At 69.7% G+C, this 19,880-nt stretch carries 18 protein-coding genes and 1 pseudogene; 10 read left to right on the forward strand and 9 right to left on the reverse strand.

The annotated features are described in order from the left end of the window. The 4 genes and pseudogenes from FHX50_RS11035 to FHX50_RS11050 all read left to right on the forward strand — a co-directional run. Window positions 1-297: pseudogene (locus FHX50_RS11035) on the forward strand (D-serine ammonia-lyase); the annotation flags it as partial. Between the two features lie 87 nt (window positions 298-384). Next, complete coding sequence (locus FHX50_RS11040; protein WP_183377232.1) at window positions 385-2,190, forward strand: ABC transporter ATP-binding protein; 1,806 nt, start codon at window positions 385-387, stop codon at window positions 2,188-2,190. 66 nt (window positions 2,191-2,256) lie between these two features. Further along, window positions 2,257-2,562 (forward strand): ArsR/SmtB family transcription factor, encoded by a 306-nt coding sequence (locus FHX50_RS11045; protein WP_183377233.1) that lies wholly within the window; start codon window positions 2,257-2,259, stop codon window positions 2,560-2,562. A gap of 48 nt (window positions 2,563-2,610) precedes the next feature. Beyond that, on the forward strand, window positions 2,611-2,757 hold the full coding sequence (locus FHX50_RS11050) for a zinc transporter permease (RefSeq protein WP_183377234.1): 147 nt from the start codon (window positions 2,611-2,613) through the stop codon (window positions 2,755-2,757). A gap of 75 nt (window positions 2,758-2,832) precedes the next feature. Here the strand turns inward: FHX50_RS11050 and FHX50_RS11055 are convergent, their stop codons facing one another. After that, window positions 2,833-3,399: a cysteine hydrolase family protein gene (locus FHX50_RS11055; protein WP_343064099.1), complete on the reverse strand. Its 567-nt coding sequence runs from the start codon at window positions 3,397-3,399 to the stop codon at window positions 2,833-2,835. Further along, window positions 3,392-4,849: a purine-cytosine permease family protein gene (locus tag FHX50_RS11060; RefSeq protein ID WP_239376479.1), complete on the reverse strand. Its 1,458-nt coding sequence runs from the start codon at window positions 4,847-4,849 to the stop codon at window positions 3,392-3,394. The genes FHX50_RS11055 and FHX50_RS11060 overlap by 8 nt, the downstream gene beginning before the upstream one ends. Window positions 4,850-5,273: 424 nt before the next feature. Between FHX50_RS11060 and FHX50_RS11065 the strand changes: the two genes are divergently transcribed. Beyond that, window positions 5,274-6,149, forward strand: a complete 876-nt coding sequence (locus tag FHX50_RS11065; RefSeq protein ID WP_183377236.1) for a hypothetical protein — start codon at window positions 5,274-5,276, stop codon at window positions 6,147-6,149. Window positions 6,150-6,243: 94 nt separating this feature from the next. On the opposite strand, the gene FHX50_RS11070 is transcribed toward FHX50_RS11065, so the two are convergent. Both FHX50_RS11070 and hutG read right to left on the reverse strand, forming a co-directional pair. Next, complete coding sequence (locus FHX50_RS11070) at window positions 6,244-7,074, reverse strand: MBL fold metallo-hydrolase (RefSeq protein WP_183377237.1); 831 nt, start codon at window positions 7,072-7,074, stop codon at window positions 6,244-6,246. Next, window positions 7,067-8,161, reverse strand: a complete 1,095-nt coding sequence (gene hutG, locus FHX50_RS11075; RefSeq protein WP_183377238.1) for a formimidoylglutamase — start codon at window positions 8,159-8,161, stop codon at window positions 7,067-7,069. Before hutG ends, FHX50_RS11070 begins: the two co-directional genes overlap by 8 nt. A gap of 100 nt (window positions 8,162-8,261) precedes the next feature. Here hutG and FHX50_RS11080 point away from each other — a divergent pair, with 100 nt between their 5' ends. After that, window positions 8,262-9,014 (forward strand): IclR family transcriptional regulator, encoded by a 753-nt coding sequence (locus FHX50_RS11080; RefSeq protein ID WP_183377239.1) that lies wholly within the window; start codon window positions 8,262-8,264, stop codon window positions 9,012-9,014. Window positions 9,015-9,158: 144 nt separating this feature from the next. Then, on the forward strand, window positions 9,159-10,883 hold the full coding sequence (gene hutU / locus FHX50_RS11085) for a urocanate hydratase (protein ID WP_183377240.1): 1,725 nt from the start codon (window positions 9,159-9,161) through the stop codon (window positions 10,881-10,883). Between the two features lie 284 nt (window positions 10,884-11,167). Here the strand turns inward: hutU and FHX50_RS11090 are convergent, their stop codons facing one another. Beyond that, on the reverse strand, window positions 11,168-11,551 hold the full coding sequence (locus FHX50_RS11090) for a RidA family protein (RefSeq protein ID WP_183377241.1): 384 nt from the start codon (window positions 11,549-11,551) through the stop codon (window positions 11,168-11,170). A gap of 263 nt (window positions 11,552-11,814) precedes the next feature. Here FHX50_RS11090 and FHX50_RS11095 point away from each other — a divergent pair, with 263 nt between their 5' ends. Then, window positions 11,815-13,083, forward strand: a complete 1,269-nt coding sequence (locus FHX50_RS11095; protein ID WP_183377242.1) for an amidohydrolase family protein — start codon at window positions 11,815-11,817, stop codon at window positions 13,081-13,083. A 152-nt stretch (window positions 13,084-13,235) separates the two neighbouring features. Continuing rightward, a complete protein-coding gene (locus FHX50_RS11100; RefSeq protein ID WP_221187354.1) occupies window positions 13,236-14,543 on the forward strand; it encodes an MFS transporter in 1,308 nt (435 codons plus the stop codon). Window positions 14,544-14,634: 91 nt separating this feature from the next. On the opposite strand, the gene FHX50_RS11105 is transcribed toward FHX50_RS11100, so the two are convergent. From FHX50_RS11105 to FHX50_RS12400, 4 genes are read right to left on the reverse strand one after another with little or no spacing between them, the layout of a single operon-like run. Then, window positions 14,635-16,380, reverse strand: coding sequence for an FAD-dependent oxidoreductase (locus tag FHX50_RS11105; protein WP_221187355.1), 1,746 nt, complete (start codon window positions 16,378-16,380; stop codon window positions 14,635-14,637). Next, window positions 16,377-17,096: an acireductone synthase gene (gene mtnC / locus FHX50_RS11110; RefSeq protein ID WP_183377243.1), complete on the reverse strand. Its 720-nt coding sequence runs from the start codon at window positions 17,094-17,096 to the stop codon at window positions 16,377-16,379. The genes FHX50_RS11105 and mtnC overlap by 4 nt, the downstream gene beginning before the upstream one ends. Beyond that, entirely contained in the window at window positions 17,093-17,677 is a 585-nt protein-coding gene (locus FHX50_RS11115) for a 1,2-dihydroxy-3-keto-5-methylthiopentene dioxygenase (protein ID WP_183377244.1), read from the reverse strand. Before FHX50_RS11115 ends, mtnC begins: the two co-directional genes overlap by 4 nt. Window positions 17,678-17,733: 56 nt before the next feature. Continuing rightward, window positions 17,734-19,320, reverse strand: a complete 1,587-nt coding sequence (locus FHX50_RS12400) for an FGGY family carbohydrate kinase (protein ID WP_183377245.1) — start codon at window positions 19,318-19,320, stop codon at window positions 17,734-17,736. Window positions 19,321-19,539: 219 nt separating this feature from the next. On the opposite strand from FHX50_RS12400, the gene FHX50_RS11125 reads away from it, so the two are divergent. Then, window positions 19,540-19,880, forward strand: a 341-nt coding sequence (locus tag FHX50_RS11125) for a P-type ATPase actuator domain-containing protein (protein WP_484496847.1), incomplete at its 3' end; no start/stop codon positions are given.

Below are 19,880 nucleotides of genomic sequence, written 5' to 3' on the forward strand. Positions count from 1 at the left end.
GCCAGCCCCTCCGGGTTCGTCGGCGCCGCGGTGGAGAAGCTGGTGGACGCGTTCGTGACGGTCGGCGATGACGCCATGTTCCGCCGCCTCGCCCAGCTCTCCGAGGCCGACGGCATCCGGGTGGAGCCCAGTTCCGCGGCCGCCCTCGACTCCGCCGCCCGCATCGCCGCCGGGCGGGGAGCTGGCCTCAACCTCCCGACCGACGCGATGCACCTGGCGTGGCTGACCGGCGGCTCCATGGTGCCCGAGCAGGAGATGGATGCCTACGTGCAGCGGGGCCGGCGCGTAGCCGGCTGAGGCGCGGCAGGTCCGCGGCCGGCTGAGGTGCCGCGTTCCCCACTGATCCTGGCCGCGCGAGGATGCGCAGGAGTAGGTTCGAAGACGATGAAACCCCTCCTGCGCATCCTCAGCTTCACCCGTCGGCTCTGGCCGTTCTACCTGGCGATCCTCCTCACCAGCACCCTCGCCACCGTCGCGACCCTGCTGGTGCCGTTCCTCGTCGGTCACGCCACCGACATCGTCGCCGCCTCCGCCGCGAACGGCGGCCCCGCCGACGGCGCCATGTCCTCCATCATCTGGACCGCCGTGTGGATCCTCGTGGCGCTCACGGCGCAGGCGCTGCTGCACAACATCGGCGGCTGGTACGGCGACGTCATGGCCAACCGCATGCGCACCATCCTCTCGGTCCGCTACTACGAGAAGCTGCTGCACCTGCCGCAGTCCTGGTACGACAGCGAACTCACCGGCACCATCGTGGCGCGCCTGAACCGCTCCATCACCGAGATCTCGCAGTTCGCGAAGACCATGTCCAACATGTTCGCGACCATGCTGCTGACCACCGTCGCGGTGCTCGTCATCTCCGGCTGGTACGCGTGGCCGCTCGCCGTGCTGCTCGCCATCGTGTTCCCCGTGTACGTGTGGCTCACCGCCCTCACCTCCACGAAATGGCAGAAGCTCGAAGGGCAGAAGAACGAACAGATCGACATCGCCTCCGGCCGCTTCAGCGAAGTGGTGGGGCAGATCCGCGTGGTGAAGTCGTTCGTGCGTGAGAAGGGCGAACTGAACGCCTTCACCCGCCGCTTCATCACGACCGACGCCACCACTCGTGAACAGTCGAAGCACTGGCACACGATGGACATCCTGCGCCGCACCGCCCTCAACGTCGTGTTCTTCGCGATCTACGTGATCATCTTCGTGAACACCGTGCAGGGAGCGTTCACGGTCGGCGAGATGGTGCTGCTGATCCAGATGATGATGATGGCCCGCCAGCCCGTGGAGTCGATGAGCTACCTCATCGACATGGCCCAGCGCGCCATCGCCGGCTCCCGTGACTACTTCCGCGTCATGGACACCCCGATCGATGCCCGCTCCCCGATGCGGACCCTGCAGCAGTCACGCGATTCCGCGATCGCACCCGTGGCGGGGGCGCCGACGGTGGAGTTCGACTCCGTCCACTTCGCGTACGACGAAGGGGTCGATGTCCTCCAGGACATCTCCTTCAGCATCCATCATGGCGAGAAGGTGGCGTTCGTCGGCGAGTCCGGCGGCGGCAAATCCACCATCGTGAACCTCCTGCTCGGCCTCTACCAGGCCCGCTCGGGACGCATCTCGGTGGCGGGGCACGACGTGGCGGACCTGCAGGTGCAGGACCTGCGCGCCCGAGTCGGCGTGGTGTTCCAGGATGCGTCTCTGTTCTCCGGCACGATCCGCGAGAACATCGCCTACGGCCGGCCCGACGCCACCGATGACGAGATCCGCGCAGCCGCCCGCAAAGCCAACGCGGAGCGCTTCATCGAGAAGTTCGCCGACGGGTACGACACCGTGGTGGGGGAGCGCGGCCTGAAGCTGTCCGGCGGGCAGAAGCAGCGCATCGCCGTGGCCCGCGCCATCCTCAAGGACGCCCCCATCCTCGTTCTCGACGAAGCCACCAGCGCCCTCGACACCAAGAGCGAACGCGAAGTGCAGCGCGGTCTCGACGAACTGATGGCGGACCGCACCTCCCTGATCATCGCGCACCGCCTGTCCACCATCGCGAACGTGGACCGCATCGTCACCCTGAAGGACGGGCAGATCGACGAGATCGGCACCCCCGCGGAACTGGCCCGCTCCGGCGGCATCTACGCGGAGCTGCTGGCGATGCAGAACGCGGGCGCCCGCAAGCAGTTGGAGCGGTTCGGGATCACTGGATAGCCGGGGCGCCCCCAACCGACACATCAAGATATTGCAATAAAACAATATGTGTGTCAGGCTGGGCATATGAGCGAGATGGACCACCTCATCCGAACTGCGGAGCTGTTCAAGGTTCTGGGCAATGCGGCCAGAGTCGGTGTGCTTCTCACGCTGCGTGATGGGGAAATGCCGGTGGGGCGAATCGCGGAGGCGTCGAACTTGGCGCAGCCTGTGGTGTCGCAGCATCTCAAAGCGCTGAGAAGCGTGGGATTGGTGACCTGCTGCCGGCATGGCAAGGAAGTCCGCTACTCAATCGCGGATCAGCATGTGCTGCACGTGGTTGAAGATGCGCTCGCTCATACTGCTGAAAACCTTGCGGGTGCCCAGCATTGACTGTGCAGGCACTGCAGACCAGAAAACACCACTGACAGAGGAGCGGACATGTCCTGCGAAAAGCACCACACTAAGGAAGAGCACACTCACGGCGAGAACTGCGGTCACGAAGCAGTGCAGCACGGTGACCACGTGGACTACATCCACGATGGCCACAAGCACGCCGAGCACGGTGATCACTACTGCGAGCACTGATCGCTCCAGCAATGGCCCGCCCCATCGATCACGCACGTGGTTGATGGGGCGGGCGTTTTTATGATTCGAAGGCGTTTATGTTGTGGTGGCGCGGGACGCCAGCACTGTGGCGGTCGACGTGATCTGCACTTGCGGCGGGTACAGCCCCATCACGTGCATCGCCGCCGCGCCGTTCTCGGCGGTGGAAGCGGCGCAGGCGTCGGCGACCACGGTGATGCGGGCGCCAGCGTCGGCGGCGGGAAGGACGGTGGAGATCACGCAGCAGTCCGTGGACACTCCCGCCACCACGACCTCGGTGGCGTCACCCACAATGTCGCGCAGCTGCTGATGCCATTTGCCGAACGTCGGCTCATCCACCGTGGGGTGCGGGGACAGGTCTTCGAACCCCGGCAGCAGGTCGTACAGCGGGTCGTCGGCGGGGACGTCGGCGAACGGCCACGCCTCGAAGTAGTCACCCCACGAGGTGGAGCGGTTCGCGGTGGGCAGCCATCGCGTCACGACGACCCGCTCACCGAACGCGTCGGCGAGGCGAAGGATGTTGGGTTCGGCGTCGGCCCAGAACGGCGACTGCCAGTCACTGCCGTCCGCCGCGAAGATGACCTGCGGGTCCACGATCACGAGGAACGGCGAAGGCTCAGCCACGACGCCCCTCACCGCGGCCCAGCGCCCCCTCTTCCTGGCGGCGGATCGAGCCGCGCCGCAGCACCAGGGTCACCAGGAAGCTCAGCACGAGCGACAGCAGCACCCCGAGGTTGGAGTACGCCCAGTCGCCCTCCCAGAACCCGTCGGCCGCATTCCACCTGCCGAGGCCGAGCGGCTCCAGCAGGTAGCCCTGCCAGTTGTTCCACGAGGCCTCCCCGGCGAAGGAGTTCACCACGAGCCCCCAACCGACCAGCGACGCCACCGCCATCGTCCCAATCGAGGTCCAGTCGATCGAGCCGTAGCGGCCGCGCGCGTCGAACAGGGCCTGCTCGTCGTAGTCGGCGCGGCGGCTGAGGATGTCAGCGATGAGGATGCCTGCCCAGGAGGCGAGCGGCACACCGAGGGTGATGAGGAACGACTGGAACGGCGCGATGAAGCTCTGCGCGAAGAACACCACCCAGACGGTGCCGAGAGTGAGGATGATGCCGTCGATTGCGGCCGCCGCGGGGCGGGGGATGTTCACGCCGAGGGACAGCAGGGTGAGGCCCGAAGAGTAGATGCCCAGGACCGCGCCGGAGACGAGGGTCAGCACCGCCACGATCCAGAACGGGATCAGCGCCCACAGGGGGAGGAGAGTGGCGAGCGCCCCGATCGGGTCATCGCCCACCTGAGCGGCGAAGTCGGCGTCGGAGCCGGCGAGGAGGAGGCCGAACGTCACCAGGATGATGGGGGCTGCGGAGCCGCCGATGGTGTTCCAGGCGACGATCGCCCCGTCGGACGTGGATCGGCGCTGGTACCGCGACCAGTCCGCGGCGATGTTGATCCAGCCGAGCCCGAACCCGGTCATCACCATGACGAGCGCACCGACGGTCTGCTGAACCGTGCCGTTCTCCATCGACATCACGGCGCCGAGGTCGATGTGGGGGATCACGAGGATCATGAACAGGATGGTGAACGCGCCGGTCGCCCACGTCAGCATCGACTGCATCCGCATGATCGTGTGGTAGCCGAGCACGGACGCCCCCACGATGAGCGCCGCGATCGCGACCGCGGCGATCACGAGCACGGTGGTGCCGTGGGCGAGGCCGAGCAGTTCGAACACGGTGGCGGTGGCGAGCACGGCGGAGATCGCGAGCATGGTCTCCCAGCCGATGGAGGTCAGCCACGAGACGATGCCGGGCACCTTCTGCCCGTGCACCCCGAACGCTGCCCGGGACAGCACCATCGTGGGGACGGAGCCGCGCTTGCCGGCGATGGCGATGAGGCCGCACAGCAGGAACGAGACCACGATGCCGATGATGGAGACGATCACGGCCTGCACGAAGGAGATGCCGAAGCCGAGGGTCCACGCGCCGTAGGACATGCCGAACACGGAGACGTTGGCGGCGAACCACGGCCAGAAGAGCTGGTGGGGTGCGGCGGTGCGCTCCGATTCGGCGATGACGTCGATCCCGTTGCGTTCGACGAGGGTGCGGTCGGGGCCGACGGGTGCAGCGCCGACGGGTGCAGCGCCGGATGGTGGACGATGGGGTTCTGGGGCAGCAGTGCTCACAGGCGACACCTTGAGGAGTGAGGCCGCGGCGCGGAGATCGGAGAGCGCCGGGCGGGTGGGAACAGTGCCACCATCGTAGCCCCGGTCCGGGCAGGCACTGGGGCTGGTATGCGCCGGGGGTGGTGGGATGAATGCCGTCATGGCGCGCCCGAGTGGTGCCGCACTGGTCGCGGGCGGGTGGGGACCGGTCACGCCCTGTTGATCTCGTTCAGGTAACGGGAGCATGCTGGAGATGAGCGCCGTACAAGTGTCTTAACCCATCGGTAGGTGACCGCCGGCGCGCATGGGCCCCCGACCATCCCTCCACCAGAAAGGCTCTCCGATGACTGAGCGCGACTCGTCCACCACCTCTGCCCGGCGAGACTTCTCCCGCCGCCGCGCCCTCGCGGCCGGTGCGGCGTGGACGGTGCCCGCCGCTGCGGTGTCCGTTGCGGCGCCGGCGTACGCAGCCTCCAGCGGCACCTGCAACAGCGCCTCTGTGCAGAAGATCGACGCCGCCTTCCTGAAAGCCGAGCAGCAGTTCTTCTGCAACGGCAAGCCGATCTCACTCGACATCAACTTCTATCAGCCGCTCGGCGCTGGCAACGGATACGCCACTGATGTCTATGTGAACGTCACGAACGCCGATAGCTGCCCAGTGACGTTCTCGTCCACGCAACCGCTCAACCTCGGTGTGCGCCTGATGAGCTACAACGACCTGTCCGCCACCAAGGTCCGCACCGGGCGCGGTCTCACGAGCGTCGTCACCAGCTGGGGCACCCGCACTGTCAACGGTGGGGGAGGCATTGGGCCGCAGCCCACGAACGGCGCGGCGAACCAGGTGCATCACACGGTCAATTGGGCAGCGACCGGAAAGCTCGCCGCTGCGGGTTCGGGCGATACGACTGCGGACATTCGCTTCGGCATCTCCGGCGGCGCAGTCAGCGGCCAGCGGTGGACCAACTATCTGACGGTCACGGTGCCGACGGCGCAGACCTTCGCCCCGAGCCTCGCGAGCATCGGCTTGCCGAACCAGTCGCTGTGCGTGGACTACTACAACCAGAAGCTCGCGACCATGAAGTCGCCGATCAACTGGACGATGTCCGGCCCGCAGACCAGCAACACAAAGGTCCCGGTGCAGCCAGGCACAGTCATCAGCTCGCTCGACACCGGCAATGCGTCCACCGGTGGCGCGGCCTCGAAGGACGGCATCTGGTAAGCCGTCCCGCCCGAACGTGAGCAGAATGCCGCACGCATAGCGCGCTCCAGGCGTGCTTTCTTCTGCTGAACTGTGGGGAGCGGCCGTTCCCAGCTCAGGCTGGGCCGATGCCGCTCTCCGCGACGGAGGCGAGCAGCTGCTCGTGCACAGCGCGCATCTGCGCACTCTCCAGTCGCGGATCGTTCGGGGTGCGCCCTGCCATGGCGTGCCGCAGGTAGCGTCGGTCCGCGTCTAGGCGCTCCATCGCGGCCTGCCCCCAGCCCACGTGCCCGTGTCCCGGCACGATGACCTGCGCTTTCGCCGCGTACGGCTCCAGCCGTTCCAATGCGTCGAGGTACGGGCCGATGTTCGCCGCCGTGTACGGCAGCGGCAGCTCCACATCGCTGAGCATGTCTCCCGCGATGAGTACGCCCTGGTCCTCCAGCCAGACCGCGGTGTGGCCGTCGGCGTGGGCGCTGTGCACGATGAACTCCGGTTCGAATCCGCGCGGCACCGTGCCCGCGGGCAGCCAGATCCGCGAGGAGTCCGCCGGTGCGTGCGGCGCCGGCTCCACGCGCCCCACCAGGTCACCCAGGGCCGCACCGAGGGAGCCGGGAGCGCCCATGAAGTCCGGTCCGAGGGCCGCGACCATGTCCTCCCGGTGCAGTGCGCACTGCGCCGCGGTCGGCAGCGACCCGTAGCGGGGCACGGGCCCGAACGCGGGGTGCCACAGCACGTGATCATGGTGGGCATGGGTGGAGAAACCGCCCGTGACCTGCAGGGACCGTGACCCCAGCTGGTCGGCGAGGTCCGCCAGCTCATCCGGTTCCCACGACGGGTCGATCAGCAGCGCTTCGCTGATGGACGCCAGCACCGTCGAGGTGGTCAGGTCCCGGCGGGAGGTGCTGACGAGCACCCCCGGGGCGACGGCGTCGAGCTCACTCACCGGCAGCCTCGCCCGCTGCGATGCTCGCAGCGTCGGTGATGAGCCGGGCGGCGGCCTTCGCGGTGCGGCCGTCGATGTCCAGGGTCGGGTTCAGCTCCACCACGTCCAGCAGGCGCAGCTTCCCCGTCCGCGCCGCCACCTGCACCGCATGCAGGATCAGCGCGAACTCCACCCCGAACGCGGCCGGAGCTGACACCCCGGGGGCGGTGTGGGCGGGCAGGACGTCGAGGTCGATCGTCAGGTAGAGGACATCGAGCTGCTCGGCGAACGACTCGATGAAGTCGGCGATGCCGTCCCGGCCGACGGATGCGCACTCCTCATCGGTCATCCACTCAACGTCGAGGTCCCGCGCGGTATCGAACAGGACCTTCGTGTTCGACGCCTCCGCAATGCCGACCACCGCGTAGTTGAGGTCGCGGCCCTGCGCGCGCTCCGCCTCAGCGATCTGCAGGAACGGGGTGCCGGAGGAGGGGGCGTCGGCGCGGCGCAGGTCGAAGTGGGCATCGAGGTTGAGGACTCCCCAGCGCGGCCGGTCGCCAGCTGCGCCCGCGTCGGCGCCGTCCGGTCGAAGAGCGCCGGCATCCAGGGCCTGCTGCAGGCCGCCGTAGCTCGGCCACGCCGTCTCGTGGCCGCCGCCGAGCACCACGGTGAGCGTGTTCCCGTCGGCCGACAGCGCCCGGCCGGTGGCGTCCGCCTGCCGCGCCTGCCCGTCCTCGAGGTCCTCCCCGTGGGTGACCTCATCGCCGTGGTCCACAATCGCGACCGAGCCGTCCCCGAGGGGGCCGTGCAGCGCCATTCCGGAGAGGGCGGCGCGCAGTACCCGGGGACCGTCGGCCGCGCCGGTGCGGCCTGCGTTGCGGCGCACCCCTTCGTCGGAGCGGAAGCCGAGCATGCCGATGTGGCGGCCGAAATCGGTGGGGGAGGAGGCGTCGGTTCCGGGGGCCGACGGGGCCTGGGAGTCACTGGGGGAGGGGTCGGCGGCGAGGCGCACGACTTCGTGCCAGCGCGCGTGATCGGCGCCGTCGCCGTCATGGCGACCGGACCACTGGTCGTGCAGAGCGGGAGCGGTGCTGTGCGAAGAGGTCATGCCCCCATCCTGGCACGATGGCAAGCGCCAGCCTGGGCAGTGCCGTCCACCGCTCGCGCCGCTGTCCAGCATTCTGGACGGCCTGGCTAGACTGGATGGCATGGCCACCAAAGTCCCCGCCGCTGACGCCACCCTGCGGATCCTCACTCTGCTCGCGCAGCGCTCGCGGCCAGTCCCAGCGAGCCGCATCGCCGCCGAACTGGAACTGCCCCGCTCCACCACGTACGACGTCCTCGGTGTCCTCGCCGAGCACGGCTACGTCCTCCACTACCGCGAGGACAAGACGTACGGCCTCGGCACCGCCGCCTACGAACTCAGCGCCGGCTACACCCGCCAGGCGCCCCTGGCCCGGCTCGGCAATCACGTGGTCAACCAGCTCGTGGACGGGGTGGGGGAGTCCGCTCACCTCGCCGTCCTCCAGGGCCGCGAAATCCTCTACGTGGTCGAATCCCGCGCCGCGCACCGCCCCTCCCTCGTCACCGACCAGGGCGTCCGCCTTCCGGCCCACCTGACCGCCTCCGGCCGCGCCATCCTCTCGGCGCTGCCCGACCGGCAGCTCGTGGCCGTGTTCGCCGGCACCACCGCCCTCGAATCCCGGGTGGGCGGTGCGATGACGTTCCCCGTTGCCCGCGCCCTCGCCGACGCCCGCGACGCCCGCGACCGCGGCTGGGCGGAGGAGAACGGCGAAGTCACACCCGGGTTCCGCTCCATCGCGAAGGCCGTGGTGGAGAAGTCCGGCTGGCCCGTCGCCTCCATCGCCGTCACCTGGCAGGACGGCACCGCCGTTGACACGGATGTGGTGCGCACGCAGCTCGGCGCGGCCGTCCGCCGCCTCGAGGCCGCGCTCGGCTGAGCGGGCTCGCCCTCGGGCAATAGTCCGTGCCCCCGGACTGCAAGCACCCGTCGGCCGCCTGACTCCCTCATCCCCCGTGGCCCGGCACACACCCACTGTGGTTGTGTGGGCTCCACACCCGACCACCCCAAGGATTGAGGATCGATGACTGACGAGCAGAAGACGCCCGCCGGCCCCCGCCCCGTGAAGGCGCCCCGCGGCACCGACCTGAACGCCAAGCACTGGCAGGCCGAAGCCCCGCTGCGCATGCTGATGAACAACCTCGACCCCGAGGTCGCCGAGCACCCCGATGAGCTCGTGGTCTACGGCGGCACCGGCCGCGCCGCCCGCTCCTGGGACGCGTTCGACGCCATCGTCGACTCCCTCAAGGACCTCGAACCGAACGAGACCCTGCTGGTGCAGTCCGGCAAGCCCGTCGGCGTCTTCACCACCAACGAATGGGCGCCGCGCGTGCTCATCGCCAACTCCAACCTCGTGGGCGACTGGGCGAACTGGCCCGAGTTCCGCCGCCTCGAAGCCGAGGGCCTCATGATGTACGGCCAGATGACCGCCGGGTCCTGGATCTACATCGCCACCCAGGGCATCCTCCAGGGCACCTTCGAAACGTTCGCCGCCGTGGGCCGCAAGCTCGCCGAGCGCGACGGCCGCGACGCCGACTTCGGCGGCACCCTCGCCGGCACCATCTCCCTCACCGGCGGCGCCGGCGGCATGGGCGGCGCGCAGCCCCTCGCCGTCACCCTCAACGGCGGCGTCTGCATCATCGCCGACGTGGACCGCTCCCGCCTCGAGCGCCGCCAGGCCAAGCGCTACCTCGACGAGATCGCCACCGACCTCGACGACGCCATCGCCCGCGCCAACAAGGCGAAGGAGGAGAAGCGCGCCCTCTCCATCGGCATCGAGGGCAACGCCTCCGAGATCTTCCCCGAACTGCTGAAGCGCCACCGCGCCGGCGACATCCACATCGACGTGGTCACCGACCAGACCTCCGCCCACGACCCCCTCTCCTACCTCCCCACCGAGATCGCGTTCGAGGACTGGAAGCAGGAGGCGAAGGCCGACGCCGAGGGCTTCACCAAGAAGTCCCGCGAAGCCATGGCCCGCCAGGTGCAGGCCATGGTGGAGTTCCAGGACGAGGGCGCCGAAGTGTTCGACTACGGCAACTCCATCCGCGACGAAGCCCGCCACGCCGGCTACAACCGCGCGTTCGAGTTCCCCGGCTTCGTCCCCGCCTACATCCGCCCCCTGTTCTGCGAGGGCCTCGGCCCGTTCCGCTGGGTTGCGCTCTCCGGCGACCCGGAGGACATCAAGGTGACCGACGAGGCGCTGAAGGAGCTGTTCCCCGAGAACGAGCACCTGCACCGCTGGCTCGACGCCGCCGACGAGTACGTGGAGTTCGAGGGCCTGCCCGCCCGCATCTGCTGGCTCGGCTACGGTGAGCGCCACAAGGCCGGCCTCCTGTTCAACCAGCTGGTGAAGGAGGGCAAGGTGAAGGCCCCGATCGTGATCGGCCGCGACCACCTGGACTCCGGCTCCGTCGCCTCCCCGTACCGCGAAACCGAGTCCATGCTCGACGGCTCCGACGCGATCGCCGACTGGCCGCTGCTGAACGCCCTCACTGCCACCAGCTCCGGCGCCACCTGGGTGTCCATCCACCACGGCGGCGGTGTGGGCATCGGCCGCTCCATCCATGCGGGCCAGGTCGGCGTGGCCGACGGGACCGACCTCGCGGCGGCGAAGCTCACCGCTCTGCTCACGAACGACCCGGGCATGGGCGTGATCCGCCACGTGGATGCCGGCTACTCCCGCGCCGTTGAGGTGGCCGAGGAGCGCGGCGTGAAGATCCCGATGGAGCCGCACGTGCGCGACTGACCGCGTAAGCCGCCGGCCGCGTGCGCCGGCTGTTGAGATAAGGGTTGTGGGTACCGCACTGCGTTGTGGGACCCACAACCCTTATCTCGATTCAGCGGAGGTGCTGGTCGGTGACTGGTCACCCCCGCCTGTACCGGTGCCGCGGCACCGCGCATCGGCGGGGTCGCCACCCCCTGTACCGGCCCCGGGGCCGGGTGCTCCGCCGAACGCTGGCCCGCCCGAGAGCCTGCCTTTGCGAGCTTTATAATTTTTATAATCTTTATAAATCGCCGCCCGGGCCCCGTTCAGCCGCGGCGGCGGGCGATGACGTCGATCTCCACGAGGATCCCGCCGAGCAGCGCGGAGCCCACCGTGGTGCGCACGGGCCGCGGCTCGGTGAAGAACGGGGCGTAGGCGGCGTCGAACTCGGCGAAGTCATCGAGGTCCGCGAGGTGCACTGTCACCTTGAGCGCGTCATCGAGGGTGCACCCGGCCTCCGCGAGGATCGCCTCCACGTTCTTCAGGGTCTGCTCGGTCTGCGGGCCGATCCCGTCGGGCATGGTGCCGGTGTCCACGTTGATGGGGCCGCAGCCGGCGGTGAACACGAGGTCGCCGCTGACGATGCCCTGGCTGTACGCGCCGAGCGGGGCGGGTTCGCGGTCGGTGTGCAGTTCCTGCTTCTGTGTCATGGGATGTGCTCCTAGTCCTTGATGGTGCCGCCACTGTACTGAGCGGGCTGGGCGCAGGGGGGGGAAGCCGACGGGGCCGGTGACGGCGGGGGGCGCGGGCCCCGTCGGGGGTCGCTGTCCGGGAGTCCACACACGCGCCCGTCGGCGAGCAGTCCCCGCCCCGGATCTCGGGCACGTCCTGCGGGCCGCGGCGATAGCCTGGAGGGGCACCCGTCGGCCTCCCACCCCGGAGCGCCGCGACCGACCCGCCGATGGAGGCCGCGATGACCACCACCCTGTTCACCAACATCAGCGAACTGTGGACCATGGACCCACTGCGCGAATCCGAGGGCGCGAAGGGCGCCGGCGTGATCCGTGACGCCGCGCTCGTCGCCGAGAACGGCCGCGTGGTGTGGGTCGGGAAGGCAGCCGATGCGCCCGACGCCGACGCCCGCGAAGACCTCGGCGGTCGCGCGGTCCTGCCCGGCTGGGTCGACTCCCACTCCCACATGGTGTTCGACGGCGACCGCTCCGCCGAGTTCGAAGCCCGCATGGCCGGTGAGTCCTACGCGGCCGGCGGCATCCAGGTCACCACCGACGCCACCCGCTCCGCCTCCGACGAACGCCTCTCCCGACTGCTCGGTGACCGGGTGAGGGCCGCGGCGCTCGGCGGCACCACCACCATGGAGACGAAGACCGGCTACGGCCTCACCGTGGAGGACGAGGTCCGCTCCGCCGCGATCGCCCGCGACCACGTGGACGCGGTGACGTTCCTGGGGGCGCACCTGGTGCCGTCGGAGTTCAACGGCGAGAAGGGCTCGCGCGGCACCGCCGAGGACTATGTGGACCTCGTGGTGGGGGAGATGCTGACTCAGGTGGCGCCGCACGTGGACTTCATCGACGTGTTCTGCGAGAAGGGCGCGTTCGATGTGGAGCAGTCCCGACGGGTCCTCGACGCCGGGAAGGCTGCGGGCCTCGGTGTGCGCGTGCACGGCAACCAGCTCGGCGAATCCGGCGGCGTGCAGCTCGCGGTCGAGACGGGCGCGGCGAGCGTGGACCACGTGAACTTTTTGTCCCAGGCGGATGTGGAGGCGCTCGCGGGCACGGTCTCCCGCGACTCGGACGGCCAGGTCGAGGTGGACGCGGGCGAAGGGGGTGCGCGGCCGACGGGTTCCGGCCCGACCGTTGCCACGATCCTGCCGGCGTGCGACATCTCCACGCGGATGCCGTTCGCGCCCGCGCGTGAGCTGCTGGATGCGGGGGCGGTGGTCGCGATCGCCTCGAACCTGAACCCGGGCACGAGCTTCACCAGTGCGATGAACTTCTGTGTGGGCACGGCGGTGCTGCAGCAGCACATGAGCCTCGCCGAGGCGCTGTTTGCGGCGACCCGCGGCGGTGCGATCGCGCTGCGGATGGCTGACGTGGGCCATCTGACGGTGGGTGCCCGCGCTGATCTGCACGTGCTGGATGCGCCCGCAGCGATCCACCTGGCGTACCGTCCGGGCATGCCGATGACCTGGAAGGTGTTCGCGCGCGGCGCCGAGGTGAAGTGACGGTCTGAAGCGCGGTGAAGGAGCACCCCCCACACCCCTCCCGTTCATCCCCGGCTATAGACCGTCACGAATGGTGCGGCCTGCTGCCCAGGGCCCGTAGCTTGACTCCACTCGCGCACGGCACGCGTGCGCACTGATGTGGAGGAGGAGCCGTGGCATCACCGGATTCGGGCCGTGGACTCAGCAGGTTCATCGCACAGCAGGGCATCTCGAGGCCCCTCGCCTGGGGCTTCGTGGCGCTCACCCTGTTCATGGTGGGAGACGGCATCGAACTGAGCTTCCTCTCCACCTACCTCACCGACCGCGGGCACGACGCCGGATCCGTGGCCCTCCTGTTCACCGTGTACGGGATCGTGGTGGCACTCGGAGCGTGGCTCGCCGGCGCCCTCGCCGAAGCATGGGGCCCCAAGCGCGTCATGGTGATCGGCGGCGGCATCTGGATCGTGTTCCAGCTCGTGTTCCTGCTGCTGGGCGTCCTCCCGGATAGCTTCGCAGTCATGCTCACCGCCTACGCCATCCGCGCCATCGGCTACCCCCTGTTCGCCTACGGCTTCCTCGTGTGGGTCACGCTGTCCACCCCGAGCCAGGTCCTCGGCAGAGCCGTGGGCTGGTACTGGTTCTTCAACGTGATGGGCCTCGGCGTCATCTCCGGCTACTTCGTGGCCGGCACCATCGACCAGCTGGGCCCCCTCGGCGTCCTCTGGAGCAGCCTCGCGTTCGTCACCGCCGGACTCGCCATCGTCGCACTCCTGCTGCGCAGCCAGGACGGCCCCACCACCGTCACCGCAGCCGACACCCTCCGCGGCCTCGCCGCCTCCATCACCATCGTCGGCGAGCAGCCGAAGGTCGGCATCGCCGGCGTCATCCGCATCATCAACACGATGAGCTACTACGCGTTCGCCGTGTTCCTCAACGTCCACATGGTCAACACGATCGGCTTCACCCAGGCCCAGTGGTCCTCCATCTGGGGCACCATGCTGCTGGCCAACATCGTCGCGAACCTTCTCAGCGGCTACCTCTCCGACCGCCTCGGCCGCGTCGCCGTCGTCGCCTGGGCCGGTTGCTTCGCCTGCGCCCTGTCCGTCCTCGCCCTCTACTACGCCCCGCAGGTCCTCGGCGCCCACCTCCCCGCCGTCATGGCGGTCGGCGTGGTCTACGGCTTCGCCCTCGGCATGTTCTGCCCCCTGTCCGCCATCGTCCCGCTGCTCGCCCCCGCCAACAAGGGCGCCGCGATCGCCGTGCTCAACCTCGGTGCTGGCCTCTCCAACTTCGCTGGCCCCCTCGTCGCCGGCCTCGTCCCCGCCGTCGGGGTCGCCCCCGTGATCTGGCTGCTGGCCGCCCTCTACATTGTGGGCATGGCCCTCACCTTCACCCTCCGAGCCCCCGGCATCGAAGCCCGCGACCACCGCGAACCGCTCACCGCTCCCGCCCCGGAACCGGTGCCCGCCGCGGCCGTGTGACCACCAGCCGCATACAGCAGAAGGGGCGGGATCCCACCACGGATCCCGCCCCTTCTCGCATCCTGCATGCCGCGCCCAGCACGCGCCGCGACTACCGCGCGAACACCTCATCCAGCACATCCCGGTCCGCATCCAGCCGGCCGCGGTACGCCTCCACCTCCGCGCGGATCCCGGCCTCGTCCCAGCCCAGCAGTCCCGCCAGCAGCGCTGCCGCCTGCCGCAGCGCTCCCTCCGGGACCGGACCCAGCGTGCCGATCACGAGTCGGCGTTCCAGCACATCCGCGAGCGTCCGGGCACCTTCATCGGTCACCGCATACACGACCTGCGCGGCGATGTCCGGACCCGGACCGATCGGCTCCGCTAAGCGCGGATCCGCCTCCGCCAGCGCCAGCACTCGCTCATGCGCCGTCCCGTACAGCCGCGCCAGATGCAGGCGCACAGCCTGGGGCACCGGCGCCGCCGGCACCCGTCGGAGAGCGGCATCGAACGCGGCCGCCACCGTGCCGTAGTCGCCGAAGCTCGTGGACAGGGGAAGGCGCCGCGAATCGAAGCGGCGAGTGGGGCCCAGACGGGACCCTCGTGCCGCGATCACGCGGTCGATCACCTGCGCGCCCATGGCGCGGCCCGTGGTCCACTTCCCGCCGGTGACAGTGAACAGCCCGTCCAGGCCCTGCTGGGCGTGATCGGTGATGGTGAAGCGGCGCGAGGTCGAATACGTGTCACCGTTGGTCGCCACCAGCGGCCGCACCCCCACGATCGTGGACGTCACGTCCTCGCGGCGCAGCGGCCGCGCACTGATCGAATCCAGGGTCTCGCGCAGCAGCTGCACGTCCTCCACCTCGGTGCGGGCGTCATCAGGGCTGCCTGCGGACGGCGTGTCCGTGGGGCCGATGAGAGTGCGGCCCTGCCACGGGCTGACCACCACGTGCCGGCCGTTGCGACCCCGCACGTACAGCGAATCCGTCAGTCCCATGTCCCGGGCCAGCAGATGCACCCCCTTCGCCTGCTGCACCCGCACACCCGCTTGGGGCGCATCACCGCCAAGGGCCTGCTGCACCCAGGGGCCTGCGGCATTGATGACGGTCCGTGCCGGCACGGCAGCCGTCTCCCCCGTGAGGGAGTCCCGCACTCGCACACCGGTCACGGCACCGGACCCGTCGGCGCCCCGCAGCAGGCCGGTGACCTCCGCGTGGTTGAGGGCGGTGCCGCCGTCGGCCGTGAACGAGTGAACGAGCGCCAGCAGCAGCCGCTCCGGGTGGAGGTTCAGCGTGTCGTCGTGGCGCCACGCGCCCGTGAGGCCGTCGGGCGAGAGGATCGGCGCCCGCCGCAGCAGGTTTCGGCGCCCCACCCAGCGGAAGCGCGGCGAGCGGATGTCCCGCGGCACGCCCGTGTTCCGGTTCCACGCGAACGCCTCGTACAGCGCCACCCCCGCGCCCAGCATCGGCGCCTTCGGAGCGGACCAGTCGAACGCGGTCAGCAGGAAGGAGCGCGGCTGCACCAGGTGCGGGGCGGCGATGGCGAGGAAGCGGCGCTCCGCCACGGACTCCGCGACCACCCCGAAGTCGTACTGCTCCAGGTAGCGCAGCCCGCCGTGGATCGCCTTCGTCGTCGCGGAGGACGTCCCCGCCCCGAAGTCGACCTTCTCCAGCAGCACCGTGCGCAGGCCCCGACCGGCGGCGTGGCGCGCGATCTGCACGCCCGAGATGCCGCCGCCGATCACGGCGACGTCGTACTCGCCCCGCAGCGGCGCCCCCAGGGCGCGGCCCGCCAGCGCGGCCGACGGTGCCTGCCCGCCCACGGTCCCGCCGGCCGGCGACCCGTGCACGGTGCCCGTCACGTGAACCGGACCTGCTCGAACGTCGAGATCTCCGGGTGTTCGCCGACCCCGCGCTCCGCGTGCTGATCGCCCTCGCGGCGCACGCCCACGGTGCCCCAGCCGTCCTCCTCGGCCGCATCCAGCTCCTCCACCAGGTCGGAGAAGAACAGCAGCGATGCGGCCGGCCGGCCGATCTGCTCGCGGATCGTCGCGTACGAGGACGCCACCCGTTTCGGGCCCGCGTTCTCCGTGTCGAAATGACCGGAGAACAGGGGCAGCAGGTCGCCGTCCGGGGAGTTGCCGAACCAGGCCCGCTGCGAGGACAGGGACCCGGAGGAGAACACCCACAGCTCGATGCCGTCTTCGTGCCAGCGGCGGATCGCCGGCACCGCATCATCGAAGAAGTGGCTGGTCAGATCGCCTTTGGCGAACCCGTCGGCCCAGATGAGGCCCTGCAGGATCTTCAGCGGCGTGCGCTTCTCGTCCCGGTCCAGCCAGTCCTCCAGTGCCGCCACCAGCTGCGCCGTATCCGCGTCCGGGTCCAGGCCGGCGAGGTCGATGATCTGGCCTCGGGCGCGCTGCACGTCCTCATCATCGGCGCGGTCCGTCAGGTACTCGGTGAAGCGCTCGCGGGAGTACGGGTAGAGGACGTCGTGCACGAACCAGGTGGAGCTGGTGGTGCCTTCGATGTCGAGGACGATCGCCTCGGGCCGCTTCAGCGTGACGGTGGTGCTCATGCCGCCGCCCGAGAGGCCAGGATCTGGTCATGGGTGGGGAAGTTCTGCGAGATGGGGGAGCCGGTGAAGTCGCCCACCCAGCCCTCGCCGTCGTGGAAGAACCGGATCGCGGTGAACTCCGGGGCCTTCTCGCCCATGTCGAACCAGTGGGTGGAGCCCTCCGGCACGGACAGCAGGTCGCCCTGCTCGCACAGGACCGCGTACACCGTGTCCTCGATGTTGAGGTAGAAGGTGCCGGCGCCGTCCACGAAGAAGCGGACCTCGTCGTCGTCATGACGGTGCTCGTCCAGGAACTTCTCGCGGCCGGCCTTCGCCTTCTCCCAGAAGTCCTCCTGCCCCGTGTTCTTCAGGCGCATCACGTCCACGAGGGTGAAGTCCTCCTCCTCGGTGAGGCGCTGCACCTCGTCCCGGTAGGCGGCGAGGACGGCGTCCTGGTCGGCGTCTGGGGCGAGGTCGTAGGTGGGCCACTGTTCGTAGCGCACGCCCAGGGTGGACAGCTCCTTGCGGATCTCCGCGGGCTCCTCGGTGCGCAGCAGTTCGGTCTCGGGGGCATCGGCGGCCCACTTGATCAGGATGGTCATGGTGTCTCCTTCGTCCGGGGTGGTGGTGCGCACGAGGCGCGGTGGGGATGATCGGGTCAGGCGGCGAGGGCGCGGCCGACGGCTTCGCGGTGGTCCCGCTGCGTCACCTCTCGCACGGTGCGCACTCCCGCGAACACCTGCTGCAGCGGCCCACTGAGCAGGTCGTCGCGCACCTGTGCGATGTCGCGGTAGCAGGCGTGCCGGGCCGCATCGGGCCGGGCGGAGGCGCCGCCCTGGTTCCAGGCGGTCAGCTGATCAGCGAGGGAGTCGGTGAGGCCAACCGCCTGGTTCGCGAGGGCGGCGTCGGCCAGGACGGGGCCGTCCACCCGCTGCGGGCGGCGCCACGGCACACCGGTGACGTCCGCCTTGATCTGGTTCCAGACATCGCTGCAGGCGCCGCCGCCGGTGACGAGCACTTCGCTGAGCGGTTGCGAGCTCTGCTCGATGGTGCGGATCGTGGACGCGTACTCGAACGCCACCGCTTCGAGAGCGGAACGCCACAGGGCACCGGTGGTGGTGCTCGAGTCCATGCCGAGCCAGGTGCCGGAGGCGTCCGGATTGTTCGGGTTGCCGCCGGCGAGGTACGGCAGGAAGAGGACCCCGTCGGCCCCCGGGCGGACTGCGGCCGCGAGCGTGTCGAACTCGGCGTAGAGGGCATCGTCCTGGGGGCGGGAGGCGACTTGGTCGCGGAACCACCGCAGGGACAGGCCGCCGGCGCGGACGTACCCCCAGTAGAACGACTGGCCGGGGATGGTGCCGAGGCTGTACAGCAGGCCGGGGATCTGTGTGGCGGCGGGGATGATGCCGTCCACGCCCACGGTGAGGATGCTCGTGGTGCCGGCGGAGTCGGTGGCCTGCCCGGCTGTCACCATGCCGGAGGCGAGAGTGGACTGCTGGACGTCGCCCGCACCGGCGGCGATCGGGGTGCCGACGGGCAATCCCGTGCGTCGGGACGCCTCCGCGCAGACGGCGCCGATGACGGCGTCGGACGGCACGATCGGCGGAAGGAAGTCTGTCCGCAGGCCCAACAGCTCGAACTGGGCGGGGGAGAAGCCACCGGTGGCAGCGTCCCAGCCCACCATGAAGCCGGAGGCGTGCGTGGGGTCGGTGACCATCTGAGCCTGGCCGTGGCCGGCGAGACGGCCGGAGACGTACGGCGCCACGGAGACAGTGCGGGCGATCCGGGCGTACACCTCGGGGTGGGTGTCGCGGATCCACTGCAGCTGGAACGGGGCGGCGTACGCATCGAGGGTGGTGGTGCCGGATTCGGCCGCCCAGAGCGGTTCGAGGTCGCGGCCGGCGCGGGCGGCGTGGCCGGCAGCGCGGCTGTCGAGGCTGGTGATGACGGGGAACAGGATCCGACTGTCCTCATCGAGGAGGACCTGGCCCACGAGGATGCCGGACAGGGCGATGCCCGCCACCTGTGAACGGTCGATGCCGTTGTCCACCGCGGAGTCCAGGGCCCTGGCAATGGCGGTGAACGCGCAGTCCACCAGGTGCTCCGGGTCCATCTCCGCGAGCCCCGGGCCGGGGTAGGTGATGGTGTGCGGGGTGTATGCGGCGCCCACCTGCACACCGCTGATGGTGTAGACCGCTGCCTTGCTGCCCTGAGTGCCGATGTCGACGCCGATCGTGACCGCCACGAGCGCCCCCTTTCAACCGATGTTCTCAGCACCGTAGGCACGCCCCGGCGGGGAAGGCTCGCTTCATGACGAAGTGTGCCCGTATGTGAATGACGGGGTCGGGACAGAGCCGCGGCGCACCGCCCGGAGCCCCCACTTGATCCCGGTCAAGGTGCCGAGTGCCGGCCGCTGATGAACTCGTATCAACGCTCATCCTCTACGTGTTGATGGAGGCTCATCATGACGTCCCACCTGCGCGCCCTGCGCTACCGCGCCTTCTCCATCGACCTGCTCGTCACCACCGCCGTCACCGGCGCCCTGGTGATCGGCGAGTTCGTGGAAGCCGGCGTGGTCGCCTTCCTGTTCGTCGTCGGCTCCTGGCTGGAGGCCCGCACCCTGGAGCGCACCCGCCGCTCCGTCAGCGACCTGCTGGACATTGCGCCCGAGGAGGCGGACGTCATCCGTGACGGCCGCACCATCACCGGCGAGCCCGTCCCCGCGGAGAAGTCCGAGGGCGACTTGGTGTACGCCGGCACCATGGCCGCCGACGGGTTCCTCACCGTCCGCGCGGACTCCGTCGA

The sequence above is a fragment of the Helcobacillus massiliensis genome (assembly GCF_014191425.1).
GTDB classification, from domain to species: Bacteria; Actinomycetota; Actinomycetes; order Actinomycetales; family Dermabacteraceae; genus Helcobacillus; species Helcobacillus massiliensis.

Bases quoted from the DNA above. Each gene is read 5' to 3' on its own strand.
- FHX50_RS11045 (WP_183377233.1), top strand. From the start codon at position 2,257: ATGAGCGAGATGGACCACCTCATCCGAACTGCGGAGCTGTTCAAGGTT.
- FHX50_RS11090 (WP_183377241.1), bottom strand. From the start codon at position 11,551: ATGACACAGAAGCAGGAACTGCACACCGACCGCGAACCCGCCCCGCTC.
- FHX50_RS11050 (WP_183377234.1), top strand. From the start codon at position 2,611: ATGTCCTGCGAAAAGCACCACACTAAGGAAGAGCACACTCACGGCGAG.
- hutG (WP_183377238.1), bottom strand. From the start codon at position 8,161: ATGACCTCTTCGCACAGCACCGCTCCCGCTCTGCACGACCAGTGGTCC.
- FHX50_RS11080 (WP_183377239.1), top strand. From the start codon at position 8,262: ATGGCCACCAAAGTCCCCGCCGCTGACGCCACCCTGCGGATCCTCACT.
- mtnC (WP_183377243.1), bottom strand. From the start codon at position 17,096: ATGAGCACCACCGTCACGCTGAAGCGGCCCGAGGCGATCGTCCTCGAC.
- FHX50_RS11065 (WP_183377236.1), top strand. From the start codon at position 5,274: ATGACTGAGCGCGACTCGTCCACCACCTCTGCCCGGCGAGACTTCTCC.
- hutU (WP_183377240.1), top strand. From the start codon at position 9,159: ATGACTGACGAGCAGAAGACGCCCGCCGGCCCCCGCCCCGTGAAGGCG.
- FHX50_RS11040 (WP_183377232.1), top strand. From the start codon at position 385: ATGAAACCCCTCCTGCGCATCCTCAGCTTCACCCGTCGGCTCTGGCCG.
- FHX50_RS11115 (WP_183377244.1), bottom strand. From the start codon at position 17,677: ATGACCATCCTGATCAAGTGGGCCGCCGATGCCCCCGAGACCGAACTG.
- FHX50_RS11095 (WP_183377242.1), top strand. From the start codon at position 11,815: ATGACCACCACCCTGTTCACCAACATCAGCGAACTGTGGACCATGGAC.